The organism is Ancylomarina sp. 16SWW S1-10-2 (assembly GCF_009669305.1).
Lineage (GTDB): Bacteria > Bacteroidota > Bacteroidia > Bacteroidales > Marinifilaceae > Ancylomarina.
Genome location: NZ_SADB01000009.1, coordinates 143,278 through 159,342, shown reverse-complemented (window position 1 = coordinate 159,342; position 16,065 = coordinate 143,278). Strand labels below are relative to the sequence as shown.

The following is a 16,065-nucleotide window of genomic DNA, read 5'->3' as shown; positions in this document are numbered from 1 at the left end:
GATATGAATACACTATACAATATATTTAATTCCTTCTTTTTTGTATATGGTTTACTATTATTTTTAAGCTATGTTCTTGTTGCTATTTTGTCAACTTTAGATCTGTCATTTTACATAAAGAAATCAAAACATTTTCGATTTAATACCATCAAGGAATATAAAGTTTTACCATCTATTTCAATTATTGCTCCAGCATACAATGAAGAAGCTTCAATTATTGACAATATAAGAAGTTTACTATCTCTCGAATATCCTAAAGTTGAAGTAATAGTTGTTAACGATGGTAGTAAAGACAATAGTCTACAAAAGATTATCAATTATTATAGATTGATTGAAGTCGATTATGCTTACACGAATACAATAGAAACAGCAAAGATTAAAAGAATATACAAATCAACAGAGGTTGCTTATTCTAATTTAATCGTTGTCGATAAAGAAAATGGAGGGAAAGCCGATGCTTTAAATGTTGGAATTAACATGTCTCGCTCCGAATTATTTCTTGCAATTGATGTTGATTGTATTATTGAGCATGATGCAATTTTACGAATGGTTAAACCTTTTATTGAGGAAGAAGATGGTAGAAAAATAATAGCAGCAGGCGGTGTCGTAAGAGTTGCTAATTCATGCAAAATAAAAGATGGTCGAATTGTTGAAGTAAATTACCCAAAGAATATATGGGCAAAATTTCAAGTTCTCGAATATTTTAGGGCCTTTACGCTTGGTAGAATGGCTTGGAGTAGAATAAACGGACTATTAATCATTTCGGGTGCATTTGGTTTATTCGACCGTGAACTCACACTAAAAGTTGGTGGCTATGATAAAACATGTGTTGGAGAAGATTTTGAACTTGTTGTACGCTTAAGAAAATATATGCATACCGTTTCAAAACAAAAATACAAAGTTGCCTTTATACCCGATCCACTTTGCTGGACAGAAGTTCCATCAAAATTTAAAGTTCTAAAAAACCAACGTAACAGGTGGACAAGAGGCTCTATTGACACTGTTTTGAAGCATAAAAAAATGTTTTTAAATCCTAAATATGGTAAAATGGGGATGATTAGTTTTCCCTATTGGGTTGTTTTCGAATGGCTAGCCCCAATAATTGAAACAATAGGTGTAATCTATTTTATATTGATCCTTATTTTTGGAAACATTGATGTCGAAATTTTTCTAATTCTTACTGTTTTTATATTTTCTTTTTCTTTATTTTTCTCGTCTTTTGCAGTGTTCTACGAAACGCTCTTTTTTAATAGATATAAAGGATATAAATTTTTATTTACTGTAATTATAACTTCGTTAGCTGAAATTATTATATATCACCCTTTAAATGTTTACTTTGCACTTCTTGGCAATTACAGCTTTTTTATTAAACGCGATAAAAAAGGCTGGGGTAAAATGACAAGAACCGCATTTGATAATACCAAATAACGACATGACTATGCTAGACAAGTGGACAGATAAATGTTTATTAAATATTGACAAAATAGATCAGCAACACAAAGCTTTTTTTAACCTTTGGAATACAGAAATGGAACAAGTTGACACACAAGATAGGATACAAATGACTCAAGTAATCGAAAAACTAGAAGATTATATAAAAGCTCATTTTAGAGAAGAAGAAGAATTGATGGTAAAATCTGGATATAATGATATAGAAAAACATATTGACCAACACAAATATCTTATTCAAAAAGTAGACGATTTAAAACAAGAACTAGACTACAATAACCCTTTAATACACGAAAAAACGGCTGTTTTCATGAAAAAATGGTTCTTAAATCATATCATTCAATCAGATAAAGAGTATCAGCAATCGGTTCTAGAATATCTAAACAAGAAATAAATAGGATAAAATCACCTCACAATAACTTCAGTATAAATATAATCCATCCCCAGTATCAAACAACTTACTTAATCATATCTAAATTTATCAAGCCAAATTTTGGGATTCTAGATTAAATTGGGAGCTTTGTAATCCAATAATTTTCCAATGAAAGATTTCACTACTGGAAACGTAGCTCGTCATATATTTAATTTCACACTTCCCATGCTTTTGGGCAATGTATTTCAACAACTATATAATATTGTTGATAGTATTATTGTTGGTAAAGTACTTGGTAAGGAAGCTTTAGCTTCAGTTGGTGCATCATTCCCTATTATCTTTACATTAATTGCCTTATTAATAGGAATCGGATCAGGATTCTCCATTGTTATATCTCAATTTTATGGTGCCAAAGACATAGATCGGGTAAAACGATCGATAGACACCATGTATATCTTTCTATTTATTTCAGCTCTTATAATGTCTATTTTAGGCATTTATTTTAGCAAAGACCTATTTAGGTTATTACAGTTACCCGAGGAACTTATGCCTCAAGCAATAACCTACTTGAATATCTATATGTCAGGAATGATTCTATTTTTTGGCTTCAATGGTACCAGTTCAATACTTCGAGGTCTTGGTGATTCTAAAACGCCACTCTATTTTCTAATACTATCATCCATTTTAAATATTGCATTCGACTTACTTTTTGTAATGGTTTTCAGATGGGGAATTGCAGGTGCAGCATGGGCAACAGTATTAGCTCAAGGCATAGCTTTTGTCTCAATACTTCTTTATTTGAATAACACACACAAAATAATGAAGTTTTCTGTTGCTAAACTTCGTTTTGATACAGACCTTTTTAAAAAGAGTTTGAAAATAGGCTTGCCATCAGGCTTACAACAAACTTTTGTTGCAGTAGGAATGATGACCTTACTCGGGATTGTAAATACCTTTGGTACTGATGTAATTGCAGCCTATACAGCCGCTGGACGTATCGACTCATTGGCAATGATGCCTGCGATGAACTTTGCTCAAGCCCTAGCAACCTTTGTAGGGCAAAATTTAGGTGCCAATAAAATTGATCGCGTAAAAAAAGGTTTCAAGGCCACTTTTATCATGTCAAATTTATTTTGTTTAATAATGTCAGCTTTAATCATATTATTTGGCAGTAACCTAATGAGATTGTTTACAACAGATCCTCAGGTTATAGAAATAGGTCAAAACTATTTAATTATTGTGAGTTCATTCTATCTTATTTTCTCATCAATGTTTACAATACAGGGTGTTTTACGAGGCGCAGGAGATACACTTATCCCCATGTTTATTACTTTATTCTCACTTTGGATCATCAGAATTCCTGCTGCATACTTTTTATCAAACGAAATTGGATCTGATGGTATATGGTGGTCAATTCCCATGGGTTGGAGTATTGGAATGACTTGCTCATACATCTATTACCGAATGGGTAGATGGAAAACAAAAGCCGTAACTAACCAATAATTATGAATTACGAATGATGAATTAATAATTTATCACCCATAAAATCAGGGAATCCTAATAGATTGGTTTTGCACCCAAAACAATTATTTAATTGTATAATAACTGTACCTAATCTCACATCTCATAAACTATTAGAATAAGTTCAACAACTTAACCTATCGGCAGTTTGCAAATTGCTTGCAAAGCCTTACCTTTGACAAAATCAATTTTCACTACTATGCTAATATCAATGACGGGCTTTGGAAAAGCCACTCTTGAATTGGAAAACAAAAAAGTTTCCATTGAAATAAAATCCCTTAACAGCAAACAGCTAGATATTTTTACTAGAATCCCTAACCTTTATAAAGAAAAGGACTTAGTGCTTCGTAATGATATTAAGAAACAGCTTGAACGTGGGAAAGTTGAACTTTCGATATTTATTGAAAGTGTTGGTGCTGAAAAAGAAACTAAAATCAACCAACCAATTGTTGAAGCATACTATCGTCAACTTCAAGATTTATCAGAGAAATTGAATATTTCAATTGATAACGAACCGCTATTGAATACAATCATTAAGCTACCCGACACATTAAAAGTTGAGTACCAAGCATTGGATGAAAATGAATGGGAATTGATTCATAAAAGTACTCAAGAAGCGATTGCTGAACTAAACAAATTTAGAATTCAAGAAGGAACGGCTTTGGAAGAAGATATTTTCGCTAGAGTTCACAATATTGAAAACTTACTGGCTGAGGTTCCTCAATTCGAAAAAGAACGAATAAATACAGTTAGAACTAGAATAAACGATAACATTAACGAATTTGTTGAAAATCAACAGATCGATAAAAATCGTTTTGAACAAGAAATGATCTATTACTTAGAGAAGTTTGATATTACTGAAGAAAAAGTACGTCTTGCTAATCACTGTAAATATTTCATTGAAACAGCTCAAACTTCAGGTGCTATTGGAAAAAAACTAGGTTTTATTGCTCAAGAAATTGGACGTGAAATCAACACACTTGGTTCAAAAGCTAACGATAACAATCTTCAGAGAATTGTAATTCAAATGAAAGACGAATTAGAAAAAATTAAAGAACAAATATTGAACGTCCTTTAATATACTTTTACGATTACAATTAATAACTATCTAATTTTCACATCCCGATTAAGTTCGGGATTTTTATATCCTAAAAATGTCTGGCAAACTCCTTATATTTTCTGCTCCAAGTGGAGCTGGAAAAACGACTATCGTTAAGCACCTACTGACAAAAAACTTCAAATTAGAATTCTCAATTTCGGCAACAAATCGCCCAATGAGACCAAACGAAGTTGATGGTAAAGATTATCATTTCTTAAGTACTGAAGAATTCCAATCTAAAATCAACAACAATGATTTTTTAGAATGGGAAGAAGTTTACAAAGGATGTTTCTATGGAACACTTAAAAGTGAAGTTGATCGTATTACTGAAAAAGGAAACAATGTAATTTTCGACGTTGATGTCGTTGGTGGCTTAAACATCAAAAAATTCTACAAAGAGAAAGCTCTTGCTGTTTTTATACAACCCCCTTCAGTCAAAGAACTGGAAAACAGATTAAGAGGCCGTTCTACCGATAGCGAAGAAGTTATTAAAAACAGAGTTGAAAAATTCAACTATGAACTTGGCTTTGCTGAGCGTTTCGATACCATCATTATTAATGATAAATTGGAAGATGCCTTAATCAAAGCAGAACAAACTTTAACACAGTTTTTAAACTAAATATTAAATTTAAACCGTAATTTATGATGCATTCATATTTTACGGTTTTTATATTTAACCCATTAGATAGACTATGAAAATTGGACTTTTCTTCGGATCATTTAACCCTATTCATATTGGACACTTAGCTATTGCTAATTTTATGGCTGAATACACCGATTTAGAAGAAATTTGGTTTATAGTAAGCCCTCACAATCCTCTAAAAAATAAAGCCAGCCTTTTGGCTGATTATAAACGATTAGAACTAGTCAAATTATCAATTGAAGCTTATCCTCAGTTTAAGGCTTCGGATATTGAATTTGGCTTACCACAACCGTCTTACACAATAGATACACTCAGCTATTTAAGAGAAAAATATGCAAAACATGAGTTTGCACTGATTATTGGTTCTGATAACTTAAATAGCTTTACAAAATGGAAAAATCATGAGCTATTATTGCAAAATCACGAGCTCTATGTTTACCCCCGACCTGGGTTTAAAGATAAAGATGTTAAGTTAACAGGTACTATACATATTGTACCAGCACCCTTAATGGAAGTCTCATCTAGCTTTATTCGCAAAGCTATAAAAGAAAAGAAAGAGATACCTTTCTTCTTGCCATCTCCAGCTTATCAATACATTAAGGAGATGCATTTCTACGAGAAATAATGCCACTCTGCTATAAATACATAATTTTCATTGTGTAAATTAATTTTAATTCATAAATTGCTTAACATTTTATAAATTAAATACGCAGACTAATGACTTTAGAAAATCTTATAGAGGATAGAATCAATCTAATTGAAAAAAGCAAGTCAATATACTTTTCTCAAAAAGAACAGCTCAAATTCGGCATCAATTTCATCTATTACATCTCTATTTTCTTTTTAGTTCTTGGAATAATTATCGCTTTTCTTAGCTCTATACAAATATCTACTTTTAGTGATCGATGGATGAAATCTGGATTATTCTATGTATGTACCGCAGGCTTTCTATTTAAGGTATTCGGATATGCGAAATATCTAGTTCTCGAAAAACACAAACTCTACCTTAAGCAAATTCTAAATAAAAAAACGAATACAGAAGGACTAGTTTCTGATTCTCTTAATGAAGAACTCGAAAAAAAAATAAAGTCCAAAATCATCTGTTTTATGCAAATACTAGTAGGTAGTCTAGCCTTTTTAGGCGGCATATGTTTTATGTTTGAATTAGAGTTTTGGAAGCAATTCGACTTCATAATCTTCTTTACATGGAGTATATATGCAATTTTATGTTTCTCTAAAATTCAAAAATTAAAACAAAATATTTCAACATTCAACATCGAATTTAAAAACGTTGAAGTGTAATAAAGAGAATTGAAACGCTTGGTATTACGAAATTTAAAGCATGACAGAAACTGGCTGTAAAGTCAAAAATATAGGGTTTTTATAGCACCTCATTTTCTAAAATAGCAGACAAAAAATATAATTTTTGACTAGCTAAATTTAAAACAATCCAGAAAGAAATATAAGGGTAAATAATAAGATCATAAATCTAAAAAGATAAATGATCTACAACAGAAAAGCATTTACATGACTTCGTAATAATCGGGCATTACGAACATTAATATCAAATAAACTATAAGGCCTGGGAAACCTGCACTAAAAATAGAAAGCAAAACATAAGCCACACGAACGAGCGTTACATCTAAACCTAGATATTCCGCAATGCCAGCACAAACACCAGCAACCATTTTATTCGATGACTTTTTTAATTTTTTATTCATAACTTAAGCTTATTAAATAACCGAAAATCTCACACATTACAACCATTAAAAATGATTAATGTAAGATTATCGGCGGTTAAAAGACGCTTGAATTAATCGTCAAACTCTTCGTCATATAAGTCTTCTTGGCTTTCCAACTCATCATTATAGAAAGTTTCAGCCTCATCCATCATATCCTCTACAAGATCCTTATCTTTAGGTTCATCATCAAGCCAATGTACTGTTTGACTAGAGTTAAAATCTTCAACATCACATTCGATAATGCAGCGAGGTTCCTTTGTATGAATAATAAACAAAGTGTCTGGTAATTCTTGAGAATTATCCGCTAATAAAAATTTAGGTAGCATATTTTTTGTTTTATAAGAGCTTCGCAAAGATAGACATAGAAATCTTCTAAAGACAATAAACTCAAAATAAAAAACAAAAAAATAATATTTTTAAACTTGAGAATTCATAAAATTACTTTCATCAAATATTATATTATCCGATACGCCTCAATTTCCTTACCTTTCAAATGATTGTACTAAATAATTCAAGCCTTTTTTTTAATTGAACTGATATCTTCTTCTGATCTTTACTCGTTATTACTGATTTAAATACTGGATTCAAATTATCGGTACAATTCAGCTATTTTCTTAAATATAGAACAACTTAAAGAAACAAGCTTTTCTTAAAACTAACTATCAGGAACATACAAGAAAATAACCATCGAACAATTACTATTAAATTAAAAAAATAAAAGACCAACAAGAGTTGGCCTTTTCTATGACTAATTAGTCAACTTAAATCGAACTAAACGAAGTGGAACTCCTGAAGTTTTTTTCAAAGTCTGTAAGGCATAAATATAGCCATCACGGAATACCATTTTCGAAGGCGTAATTTGCAGATCATAGTCATCACAAACAAAACTACTTTGGCTAACGAATTCACCATCTTCTTTGTAAATCCAAACATTGAATTTATTCGCATTTACTTCTTTAGGGAACTCAAAAAACAGTAAGTTTCCATCTGAATCCTTAATTATATTTGAGAATACCGGAACTGGTAAAGGCGTAGATATATTCTTTAAATCTTCTTCCATTTCTCCAATTATTTTATTCAAAGCCGCTTTATTTTCTTCTGGAGAAACCCAGCTAGCAAAAGTTGGATTCTTTATTTGTTGATATCGGTTAATAGCCTTTTGTTGAATTTCTTTTTGTTCTTGCACTGACACATAATTACGAGCCCACTCAATTTTATTTTTTGATTTTAAATTTCCATCAAAATCATAAACTAAAACTTCTCCCGTATCAGGATTCGCAATTACCAGTTCCTCACCTGAAACTGCAATTTTTGGATGTGAACTTAAGCCTTCATCTTGCAATGGCATCGTATTAATTGAGAACGCACCCCGTTCCTTAAACGTATAACTATACTGGAACATAGCAGAAGATCCTTTAGCAGAAGATCGGTCTGTAAAGTGTTCCCAAACGACTTTCTCTTCATTGGTTTCGTAATCTACTATTGAAACAAAGTCTCTAAACTGATCTTTCCAAATAACCCAACCTGATACTGCGATTTTTGTGTCACTTATAGGAATCATCTGCTTAGACATATAATTAAGTTTCAATGTCTTTATGTAATTTCCATCAAAATCACAGCAAATCATATTTCCCATATTATCCAATTTGGTGAATAGATTATTATTAATTACACCTTCAATTGGATCAACACGTTTGAATTTCACACCCTTACTATTTTTAATACCAAACTCTTTAACAAATTTTCCATTAGCAGAAAATTTACTATAATAGTTTCTGTATTGATGATTTACAATAGCCGAACCATCAGGTAGCAACTTAATAGATTTTCTGTTACCCATAGGTGTATTGTAAATGGTATCATAATAGGTTTCAAAAACTTGATTCCAATTGTTATTCTGAGCGTATTCCATATCTGGAATCAATTTTACTGGACCTTTTTTATAAATATCAATTAATTTTTGAGCCGACACCGACATTAGTATCGCTGACATCAAAATTGTTAATACATATTTTTTCATCTTGTTATTTTTAGTTGAACAAATGATTCGTTTTAGAATGAATCTTAGTCTACATAAAATTCACTTAATCTACCTGAAGGATCAACCACCTGAATTTTCAGTTTTTGCTGAGTTACAGGTAAATTGGCATCGTAATCCGCATCAACACTTTGCATCATTGTTATTTCATTTTGATTCAAACCCTTATTAGAAGGAAAGATCATGACAATAAGTAAAAGAATACAAGCTGCTGACAAAGCATAAATCAATCTCTTTTTTAAAACAAGACGTCTCCTATTTCCCTGAAGAGGTAGAACGATTTGAGGAATTACAATATGATCTTCGCATAATAAATTCAATCTTTTTTTAATATCAATAGCCCTATTTAGTTGAACGTCATATTTGTTTTTACAAAGCTCACAACAAGCCAAATGATTCTTTACAGAAACACATTCTTCCAAATTTGTTTCACCATCAATATACTTTTGAATTAATTCATTAGTTATACAGTTCATCACATTGACTTTTTAATTCAATCTCTATTTTCTTTAATATTCTTGATAATGTCTTACCAATTGAGGAGAATTTAATCTCTGTTACTTCAGCCATTTCCTTGTATGATAAGCCTTCGCTATATAAAACAACAAGAAAACGTTCATCAGGCCTTAATCTATTTAAAGCTTCATGGAGAGCAACTTTCTCGGCTGAATAATCATCTTTGTCATCTTCGATTCCATTCGCCTCTATCAAATCTATATATTCAAATCGTTTCTTCTCTCTCCAATAATCGATACACTTATTGTATGTTGCTCTATAGAGCCAACTTTTAGGGTAACGGACTTCTTCGCCTCGATTTACCTTATCAAAAAAGTAAATAAATACCTCCTGTACAATATCTGATACAACATCAGCATCGTAAACTATTTTTCGTGCAACACGAAACATAGCCTCGTAATTATCGGTATATATTTTTTCGAATGATTCCAATCGGTTGCTTTTAATACTTAGTCGTAACAAAACGTTCTTTGTGACATAAATATTTATTTTTTTGTAAAATTTACACAAATATGATCAGACACATCCAATGAACATCGTTTTTTTTTATATTCAAAAAAAGGATATAATAATTGTAACTTTATTTCACTCAACAGCGTCATATACACAGATTAACATTTTCACTCAATTAACATTTAAATACGATGAAACGAATTAAAGAATTTAGTTTATTCCTATTTGCACTTGCATTAGGGACAACATCATGTGTAAACGCACAGTTCTCTGGTGAAAAAGGCAATGGCAATGTTGTAAAACAAGATAGAGAAATTGGACACTTTACAGCTATTTCGGCCGGTACTGGTCTTGACGTTTTTGTTGTGCAAGGCGAAACAGAAGCAGTTACAGTCGAAGCTGATGAGAATCTTCAGGATAACATTATCACCGAAGTTAGAGGTGGTAAATTAATTGTTAAAGTAGAAGATCGCATTCGTAAAGCTAAAGCCAAGTCGGTATATATCACATTGGTTAATGTCAACAAAATAAATATTTCGAGTGGTTGCGATTTCGAAACAAAATCTACACTTAACGTTAAAGAGTTAGATATTGAAGTAAGTTCGGGTGCTGATGCAAAACTAGATATTCATGCTGATAAACTTTCATGTTCGGTAAGTTCTGGTGCTGATGCTGACTTATGGGGAACTGCAAATTACTTTTATGCAAAAGCTAGTAGTGGTAGTGATTTAGATGCTCATAAACTAACAGCAAAAACCTGTAAAGCTAAAGCATCGAGTGGTGCTGACGTAAGTGTAAATGCTACTGAAGAAATTGATGCATCAGCAAGCTCTGGTGGGAATGTAAGCTATTATGGCAATCCTACTAAGGTTGATGTAAACACCTCTAGCGGTGGAGATGTTAATCGACGCTAATACTCAATCGCTAAAAAGAGCCCATTCCAATGGAATAGGCTCTTTGTTTTTATAGCAATTGCAATGATCGGTTGTACACCAATCAAAGTCTTATTTCTTCTTTCTTTTATTCTCTACTTCTTCAATATAATTATCTAAGCCTTCGAATGGCATATAAGTTTTGGGTATCCCCAATTTTGCAGAAGGATCATTTGCTGATAAATCATTCTTGGCACCACACTTAGGACAAGCGACAGTATGATGATTTGTAATTTCTAAAATATTAACTACAATTTCTGCTTTGCATTTTGGACATTCAATAATAACATCCTGATCGTTAAAATCCATATCTTATTTTTTTAATACAAGTGTCTAAAGTACTTAAAGTGTCTTAAATTAAAAGTTAATTCTTACTGAAAAGTAACTTCTAACTTCAAGTACTTACAACTTTAAACTTATTAATCTATTGCTCTAAATCTTTCATCGAGAGCTGAATTCTTTTTCTAGCAACATCAACCTCAGTCACTTTAACATTAACATGTTGATGCAATTGAACCACATCGGCAGGATTAGAGACAAATCGGTTAGCCAATTGTGAAATATGAACTAAACCATCTTGCTTAACACCCACATCAACAAAAGCTCCAAAATTAGTGATATTGGTTACAATACCAGGTAACTCCATGCCCACTTCCAATTGTTCTATCTTTAAGATTCCTTCTTTAAATTGGAAAACCTTGATAATCTGACGTGGATCACGTCCTGGTTTTTCAAGCTCCTCCATAATATCCTTCAAAGTAGGTAATCCCACTTCTGCAGATACATAATCGTTCAAATTAATTTTTGCACGAAGTTCTTTATCATTTATCAAATCTTCAATAGAGCATTTCTGATCTTTCGCCATTCCCTTAACAATATTGTATGCTTCAGGATGAACCGCTGAATTATCCAAAGGATTTTTTGCATTCTGAATTCGTAAGAAACCAGCACATTGTTCAAATGCCTTCGCTCCCATTCTCTTTACCTTCATCAACTGCTTACGTGATTTAAAGGCTCCTTCTTCAGTTCGATAATCGACAATATTCTGAGCCAATTGTGGTCCTAATCCAGACACATAAGTCAATAAATGCTTACTTGCCGTATTCAGATTGACACCCACTTTATTGACACAAGATTCAACAACTTGGTCGAGACTTTGATGTAATAAATTCTGATCCACATCGTGCTGATACTGCCCTACTCCAATTGATTTTGGCTCAAGTTTCACAAGTTCTGCAAGGGGATCCATCAATCGGCGACCAATGGAAACAGCTCCACGAACTGTTATATCATAATCTGGAAATTCTTCTCGAGCAACCTTAGAAGCTGAGTAGATTGAAGCTCCTGCCTCACTAACCACAAAAACCTGAACTTTTCTATCGTAGTGCAGCTTAGTTACAAAAGTCTCTGTTTCACGTCCTGCAGTTCCATTACCAACAGCAATAGCCTGAATATCATAAGTTTCAACCATATTAGTCAGCTTCTTAGCTGCCATACTTCCTTGATTTTGGGGAGCATGTGGATAAATAGTTTCGTTATGCAACAAATTACCTTGAGCATCGAGACAAACGACCTTACATCCTGTTCTAAAACCGGGATCAATAGCCAAAACGCGTTTCTGTCCCAATGGAGACGACAATAATAATTGTCGTAGATTTTCAGCAAAGACACGAATTGCTTCTACATCAGCAGCTTCCTTGGAGCTTTTAGCAAACTCTGTTTCTATGGATGGATTAAGCAAACGCTTGTAGGCATCCTTCTCAGCCATTTCTACTTGCTTCGAAGATAATGTTTGACCTTTAACAAAAATCCGATTCAACTTCTCTAAAACCTCATCTTCATCGGGAGCAATTGAAACTCGAAGAATACCTTCAGCTTCTCCACGACGCATAGCTAATAATCTATGTGATGCTGATTTTTTAAGGAGCTCTTCAGAATCAAAATAATCTTTAAATTTAACGCCTTCCTCTTCCTTGCCTTTTATCAACTTACAACGAATAGATGCTTGTCGCTGAAAAATATTTCGAACAGAACTTCGAGCTACCTCATTCTCATTAATCCATTCTGCTATAATATCTCGAGCTCCTTGCAACGCTTCATCCTCATTAGCTACTTCTTTGTTTAAAAACTGAGAAGCTCTAGATTCAGGATCATTTTCGTTCTGAGACATTAAGATCTTAGCCAAAGGCTCTAAACCTTTCTCTCTAGCTTTTACAGCTCTAGTTTTACGCTTTACTTTATATGGTAAATATATATCTTCTAACTGATTTAGCTGTGCACAAGCATTAAGCTTAGCTCGTAATTCATCAGTCAATTTATCTTGTTTATCTATGGCATCAAGAATACTTTCTCGTCGTTTATCGAGCTCTTTTAATCGAGCAAATTCGTCTTTTATATCTCCAATTTGCACTTCGTCCAAACTACCCGTACGTTCTTTTCTGTAACGCGCAATAAAAGGAAGTGTTGCTCCCTCGTCAAGCAATTCAACAGTACTTTTAACTTGAGAAATTTGAATTCCCAAGCTCTTTGCTATGCTATTGATATAATTCATTTATGTTATTATTGTATTTTAGTAGAACGAATGGGTTTGCAATTACATTGCTTAGACCTACAAAATTTTACTTTCAACTAGCATTAGTGATCTTTTGTTAGATCTCATAATTAACTAATAAGATTTCAATAATCTTACTCCGCTTAATTATTGCTTATCGAGATATCGTTGTGCTTCTTGGCTTGAACGCTCCACACAATCTTCTATTGAAAGTCCATTAAAATAGTTACCCGTAATATAGATTCCCGTTTTTTGTGACTGAGAAATAATACCAGCCATACGCTCCTTATGCCCAATTTTTATAAGAGGCAAAGTCTGATTTTCTTTTAATGTTTGAGGTATTTCATCTACTGCTAATAGCTTAGCCATTGTAGCTTCTTGCTCTTCACTACTTATATCATCCTTTTGAAAATGGCAGGCAAAACCTCTGTATTTTCCATCGGCTAACACATCGCGTGTAACCATAGAATAACATGCTCCCTGCAAGGGTATAACAAAGGTTACAGGTTCGATACCTGGCTTATCTTTATCAAGTATTAGAGCTGTAGATTCTAAATTTTGAATAGGAAATTCATTCAATAAGTTAGCTAAATCAGAATTCAATTCTTTAACTAAACCAGCAACCTGATCGGGAGAAGAGGCAAAAGCTATATCTTTTGCAGAATAAGAATTTCCTTCCTTAGTATTAATTATAAAGGTTTCTGATTTTTCTAATGAACTGACCTTTTGATTGTAGACAATATCTATATTTTCATGAGCCAAAATAGCTTGTACAATAGATGACATCCCATTTTTTAGGATAAAGCTTTTAGGATGGCTCATACTTTTTGTTTTTCTGCGTTTCAGAAAATACTCCGCAGAAAATTCATCAGCATTTTGGACAATAACGGCTGAAAACATGCGTGTAAAAACCTTATCGTAGTTTTTCTTTCCAAGTACATTGGAAAAATACGCTTTCACCGTTTTCCCATCTCGTTTCGAAAAAAACAACTTGGGCACATTGGCTAATAATCCTATCTTCGAAATGGGAGCAAAAAGCTTTACATGCTTATCCGTAAAAAGCTTCATACTCAACTTTTCACGAGCAAGTATGTCAGCTTCTAAACCTATATTTTTTATTAGATCAATCGTATTTGTGTAACTCGAATAGAAGGTATGCGCTCCCATTTCCACCCAAAAGCCATCTTCTCCATACAAGGTATTTAAACAACCTCCTGCCTTATTTTTGGCTTCCAACAACACGACTTTTTTACCCGATTGGGCAATTTTAAATGCCATTGTTAGTCCACTTATTCCTGCACCAACAATTGCAATGTCGTAGTTTTCAGAGAGAGTATTCATATGATTAAGTTTTGTTTTTAAGCCTATGATTCCGGTCCATCACACACCATGCACAAAGACTTGTCATTTACACACCTTGTAGTAGTTATTTCCTTTTGTAAGGTCTTTTCTTGAAAGGTTTATGAGATCCTTTTCGCTTTGCTTTGGGATTGTAAACAGGCGCTTCACCTAATTCTGCAGGTACAGGAATTTTATAAACATCTTGCTCAATCAGCTCTTCAATGTGCTTAAAATCTAACTGATCTTTCTCAGTAATAAAAGTCAAAGCAACTCCTTCGGAAGCAGCACGAGCTGTACGTCCAACTCTATGCACATAATCTTCGGCATCGTGAGGTACATCAAAATTTATAACAAGATCAATTGAATCAATATCAATACCACGAGCAATAATATCCGTTGCTACTAAAATTTGATATTTCTTATTTCTGAAACCTCTAAGAACTTCTTCACGTTCATTTTGTTCTAGATCAGAATGAATACCTTCAACAGCAAATTTTTGACGTTTTAACTCCTTAGTCATCGCCTTAACATTCATCTTAGTTGATGAAAAGATGATAACTGATTTAACGTCTTTATCCTTAAGTAAACTTCCTATCAAAGGAATTTTTTGAGTATCGTAAACCATATATGCAGCCTGCAAAACACCTGCGGCTGGTTTAGATATAGCAATATTAATACTCTCAGGATTATCCATGATACTGCTTGCCAATTTTCTCATTTGGCTAGGCATGGTTGCAGAGAACATCAGATTTTGACGCTCTTTTGGAAGATGATTAACGATTTGCATTAAATCTTCATAGAATCCCATATCAAGCATTCTATCTGCCTCATCAAGAATTAAATGTTTTACCTGTTTGGTGTTCACATAACCCAAGTTCAGGTGAGAAATAAGACGACCTGGTGTTGCAATAATAACATCGGCACCTGTCATTAAGCCTGTTTTTTGCTGATCCCAAACCGAAGAATCGCCACCGCCATAAACTGAAAGTGATGAAATAGATAAGAAATAAGCAAAACCCTGCATTTGTTGATCAATTTGCAAAGCTAGTTCACGAGTAGGAACCAATATTAAGGTACTGAATCCTTCAATTTTATTTTTTTGGATTTTATCCATAATCGGCAACAAATAAGCAGCCGTTTTTCCGGTTCCCGTTTGCGCACAAACGATTAAATCCTTATTATCTATAATCTGTGGTATAGCCAACTCCTGAACAGGTGATGGTGTATCAAAGCCCATAGCATCAATACCATCCATGATGTCGGAACAAAAGTCAAATTCTGAAAATTTCAAGTTTTCTGAAAATTTTAATATGAATACTCTGAAATATGAGACTGAGTTTTCTTCAATTTTCTAGCTTCCATGACTTACAGAACCCATCTCACAATATAAAACTAAATTGGTGTCTT

The 16,065-nt window shown here is 33.0% G+C and carries 17 protein-coding genes; 8 read left to right on the top strand and 9 right to left on the bottom strand.

Going from position 1 to position 16,065, the window contains the following annotated elements; translation table 11 throughout:
• The first annotated feature begins 3 nt into the window (after positions 1-3).
• The 7 genes from EMN46_RS09560 to EMN46_RS09530 all read left to right on the top strand — a co-directional run bounded on the left by EMN46_RS09560 (position 4) and on the right by EMN46_RS09530 (position 6,387).
• A complete protein-coding gene (locus EMN46_RS09560) occupies positions 4-1,428 on the top strand; it encodes a glycosyltransferase (protein WP_154200583.1) in 1,425 nt (474 codons plus the stop codon).
• Positions 1,429-1,438: 10 nt separating this feature from the next.
• On the top strand, positions 1,439-1,843 hold the full coding sequence (locus tag EMN46_RS09555) for a bacteriohemerythrin (RefSeq protein ID WP_195715233.1): 405 nt from the start codon (positions 1,439-1,441) through the stop codon (positions 1,841-1,843).
• Positions 1,844-1,990: 147 nt separating this feature from the next.
• Positions 1,991-3,325, top strand: a complete 1,335-nt coding sequence (locus tag EMN46_RS09550) for an MATE family efflux transporter (RefSeq protein ID WP_154200581.1) — start codon at positions 1,991-1,993, stop codon at positions 3,323-3,325.
• Positions 3,326-3,542: 217 nt separating this feature from the next.
• A complete protein-coding gene (locus tag EMN46_RS09545; RefSeq protein WP_154200580.1) occupies positions 3,543-4,421 on the top strand; it encodes a YicC/YloC family endoribonuclease in 879 nt (292 codons plus the stop codon).
• A gap of 76 nt (positions 4,422-4,497) precedes the next feature.
• Entirely contained in the window at positions 4,498-5,061 is a 564-nt protein-coding gene (gmk, locus tag EMN46_RS09540) for a guanylate kinase (RefSeq protein ID WP_154200579.1), read from the top strand.
• A gap of 73 nt (positions 5,062-5,134) precedes the next feature.
• Entirely contained in the window at positions 5,135-5,710 is a 576-nt protein-coding gene (gene nadD / locus EMN46_RS09535) for a nicotinate (nicotinamide) nucleotide adenylyltransferase (RefSeq protein WP_154200578.1), read from the top strand.
• 92 nt (positions 5,711-5,802) lie between these two features.
• The gene (locus tag EMN46_RS09530) at positions 5,803-6,387 is read left to right on the top strand and encodes a hypothetical protein (protein WP_154200577.1); all 585 of its coding nucleotides are present in this window, start codon (positions 5,803-5,805) and stop codon (positions 6,385-6,387) included.
• 221 nt (positions 6,388-6,608) lie between these two features.
• On the opposite strand, the gene EMN46_RS09525 is transcribed toward EMN46_RS09530, so the two are convergent.
• The 5 genes from EMN46_RS09525 to EMN46_RS09505 all read right to left on the bottom strand — a co-directional run bounded on the left by EMN46_RS09525 (position 6,609) and on the right by EMN46_RS09505 (position 9,813).
• Complete coding sequence (locus EMN46_RS09525) at positions 6,609-6,806, bottom strand: PspC domain-containing protein (protein ID WP_154200576.1); 198 nt, start codon at positions 6,804-6,806, stop codon at positions 6,609-6,611.
• A gap of 92 nt (positions 6,807-6,898) precedes the next feature.
• Positions 6,899-7,153, bottom strand: a complete 255-nt coding sequence (locus tag EMN46_RS09520) for a hypothetical protein (RefSeq protein WP_154200575.1) — start codon at positions 7,151-7,153, stop codon at positions 6,899-6,901.
• 422 nt (positions 7,154-7,575) lie between these two features.
• Entirely contained in the window at positions 7,576-8,847 is a 1,272-nt protein-coding gene (locus tag EMN46_RS09515) for a hypothetical protein (protein WP_154200574.1), read from the bottom strand.
• Positions 8,848-8,891: 44 nt separating this feature from the next.
• A complete protein-coding gene (locus tag EMN46_RS09510; RefSeq protein WP_154200573.1) occupies positions 8,892-9,341 on the bottom strand; it encodes an anti-sigma factor in 450 nt (149 codons plus the stop codon).
• Positions 9,325-9,813, bottom strand: a complete 489-nt coding sequence (locus tag EMN46_RS09505; protein ID WP_154200572.1) for an RNA polymerase sigma factor — start codon at positions 9,811-9,813, stop codon at positions 9,325-9,327. Before EMN46_RS09505 ends, EMN46_RS09510 begins: the two co-directional genes overlap by 17 nt.
• 212 nt (positions 9,814-10,025) lie before the next feature.
• Between EMN46_RS09505 and EMN46_RS09500 the strand changes: the two genes are divergently transcribed.
• Entirely contained in the window at positions 10,026-10,748 is a 723-nt protein-coding gene (locus tag EMN46_RS09500) for a head GIN domain-containing protein (protein ID WP_154200571.1), read from the top strand.
• A gap of 90 nt (positions 10,749-10,838) precedes the next feature.
• On the opposite strand, the gene EMN46_RS09495 is transcribed toward EMN46_RS09500, so the two are convergent.
• The 4 genes from EMN46_RS09495 to EMN46_RS09480 all read right to left on the bottom strand — a co-directional run bounded on the left by EMN46_RS09495 (position 10,839) and on the right by EMN46_RS09480 (position 15,949).
• Positions 10,839-11,075 carry a hypothetical protein gene (locus EMN46_RS09495; protein ID WP_154200570.1) on the bottom strand — a complete coding sequence of 79 codons (237 nt, stop codon included), beginning with the start codon at positions 11,073-11,075 and terminating at the stop codon, positions 10,839-10,841.
• Between the two features lie 115 nt (positions 11,076-11,190).
• Positions 11,191-13,317, bottom strand: a complete 2,127-nt coding sequence (locus EMN46_RS09490; protein ID WP_154200569.1) for a Tex family protein — start codon at positions 13,315-13,317, stop codon at positions 11,191-11,193.
• 147 nt (positions 13,318-13,464) lie between these two features.
• Positions 13,465-14,658, bottom strand: a complete 1,194-nt coding sequence (locus EMN46_RS09485; RefSeq protein ID WP_154200568.1) for an NAD(P)/FAD-dependent oxidoreductase — start codon at positions 14,656-14,658, stop codon at positions 13,465-13,467.
• A gap of 85 nt (positions 14,659-14,743) precedes the next feature.
• The gene (locus EMN46_RS09480; RefSeq protein WP_154200567.1) at positions 14,744-15,949 is read right to left on the bottom strand and encodes a DEAD/DEAH box helicase; all 1,206 of its coding nucleotides are present in this window, start codon (positions 15,947-15,949) and stop codon (positions 14,744-14,746) included.
• Positions 15,950-16,065 lie beyond the last annotated feature (116 nt).

Excerpts from the sequence above, each read along its gene's own strand:
- gmk (WP_154200579.1), top strand. The coding sequence starts at position 4,498 with ATGTCTGGCAAACTCCTTATATTTTCTGCTCCAAGTGGAGCTGGAAAA.
- EMN46_RS09515 (WP_154200574.1), bottom strand. The coding sequence starts at position 8,847 with ATGAAAAAATATGTATTAACAATTTTGATGTCAGCGATACTAATGTCG.
- EMN46_RS09550 (WP_154200581.1), top strand. The coding sequence starts at position 1,991 with ATGAAAGATTTCACTACTGGAAACGTAGCTCGTCATATATTTAATTTC.
- EMN46_RS09520 (WP_154200575.1), bottom strand. The coding sequence starts at position 7,153 with ATGCTACCTAAATTTTTATTAGCGGATAATTCTCAAGAATTACCAGAC.
- EMN46_RS09485 (WP_154200568.1), bottom strand. The coding sequence starts at position 14,658 with ATGAATACTCTCTCTGAAAACTACGACATTGCAATTGTTGGTGCAGGA.
- nadD (WP_154200578.1), top strand. The coding sequence starts at position 5,135 with ATGAAAATTGGACTTTTCTTCGGATCATTTAACCCTATTCATATTGGA.
- EMN46_RS09490 (WP_154200569.1), bottom strand. The coding sequence starts at position 13,317 with ATGAATTATATCAATAGCATAGCAAAGAGCTTGGGAATTCAAATTTCT.
- EMN46_RS09555 (WP_195715233.1), top strand. The coding sequence starts at position 1,439 with ATGCTAGACAAGTGGACAGATAAATGTTTATTAAATATTGACAAAATA.
- EMN46_RS09525 (WP_154200576.1), bottom strand. The coding sequence starts at position 6,806 with ATGAATAAAAAATTAAAAAAGTCATCGAATAAAATGGTTGCTGGTGTT.
- EMN46_RS09560 (WP_154200583.1), top strand. The coding sequence starts at position 4 with ATGAATACACTATACAATATATTTAATTCCTTCTTTTTTGTATATGGT.
- EMN46_RS09495 (WP_154200570.1), bottom strand. The coding sequence starts at position 11,075 with ATGGATTTTAACGATCAGGATGTTATTATTGAATGTCCAAAATGCAAA.
- EMN46_RS09510 (WP_154200573.1), bottom strand. The coding sequence starts at position 9,341 with ATGAACTGTATAACTAATGAATTAATTCAAAAGTATATTGATGGTGAA.
- EMN46_RS09500 (WP_154200571.1), top strand. The coding sequence starts at position 10,026 with ATGAAACGAATTAAAGAATTTAGTTTATTCCTATTTGCACTTGCATTA.
- EMN46_RS09530 (WP_154200577.1), top strand. The coding sequence starts at position 5,803 with ATGACTTTAGAAAATCTTATAGAGGATAGAATCAATCTAATTGAAAAA.
- EMN46_RS09545 (WP_154200580.1), top strand. The coding sequence starts at position 3,543 with ATGCTAATATCAATGACGGGCTTTGGAAAAGCCACTCTTGAATTGGAA.